Here is a 1232-nt window from a genome sequence, read left to right on the forward strand (position 1 = left end):
CAAAACACTGTGTTTTTTGGGACAAACCCCCATGGGCGGACGTCGCCAGCGAGGACTGTGCGGTGTAGCATTCACACTCTTTGCCACAGTGCTTGTGGCGCTGTGAACCTGAGCGCGCGGTGCGGCCGCATTGCACGCTCCCTCTACTGCCCGATTGCCTTGCCGACGCTACTCCGCCCCGCCACCCATGGCTTGGTCGCACTGACCAGGCTGGGCAGCTGCGTGCGCAGCGGCGCCACGGTGGACTGACCATGCCACCAGCGCAAGCCACCGCAGAGGCCGCCCGGCTCCAGGCACTGCAGTCTTACGCAATCCTCGACACCCCGGCGGAAGACAGCTTTGACCAGCTGGCCACGCTGGCTGCGCGTGTATGCCAGTGCCCCATGGCGGTGGTCAACTTCGTGGACAGCGACCGGCAGTGGTTCAAGGCCGCAGTGGGTGTACCGTTCAAGGAGACCGAGCGCGCGATTGCGTTCTGCGCGCATGCACTGAGCGGCAGCCGTGAGCCCATGGTGGTCAACGACACGCACAAGCACCCGGTTTTTTCCCACAACCCGCTGGTCACGCAGGACCCCCATGTGCGCTTTTACGCCTGTGTGCCGCTGGTCACCCCCGAGGGGCAGGCGCTGGGCACGCTGGCGGTGCTGGACTCCATCCCCCGGCACATCGAGGCTGAGCAGCTGGAGGGCCTGCGCATACTGGCCGAGCAGGCCATGGTGCAGCTGGAGCTGCGCCGCCAAAAGCAGGTGCTGGCCGACCTGGTGCAGCAGCGCGACAAGATGCATGCCGAACTGCTGGCCCAGAGCGAGACCCTGCGCGTGGCCGGGCAGATGGCCCGCATTGGCGGGTGGATCGTGGATCTGCCCAGCCTGCAGCTGAACTGGTCGCAGGAGATCGCCGCCGCCTTCGGCATTGCGGGACGCATGGGCTCGGTGGAACAGATTATGGAGCTGTACCTGCCCCCGCACCGGCAGGCCATGTTGGCAGCGTTTGAGAGCTGCATCCGCCAAGGCACACCGTTTGACCTGGAGGCCGAACTTGTCACACTGGCGGGTCGGCACTTCTGGGTGCGCACCACCGGGCAGGCGGTGCGCGACGCCGAGGGCCGCATCGTGCGGATACAGGGGGCGTTTCAGGACATCTCGGCCCAGCACCAGGCCCGGCAGGCCCGCCGCGAGAGCGAAGAGCGCTTTCATCTGGTCTCGCGCGCCACGGCCGACGCGGTGTGGGAC

General features: G+C 66.8%; 1 protein-coding gene. It reads left to right on the forward strand.

From position 1 onward, the window contains the following. Positions 1 to 251 precede the first annotated feature (251 nt). Positions 252 to 1232 (forward strand): GAF domain-containing protein (locus tag DBR23_RS15610; protein ID WP_146191349.1); only part of this gene is annotated, 981 nt, incomplete at its 3' end.

The sequence above is a fragment of the Acidovorax sp. HMWF018 genome (genome assembly GCF_003061035.1).
In the GTDB taxonomy this organism is placed as follows: domain Bacteria; phylum Pseudomonadota; class Gammaproteobacteria; order Burkholderiales; family Burkholderiaceae_C; genus Acidovorax; species Acidovorax delafieldii.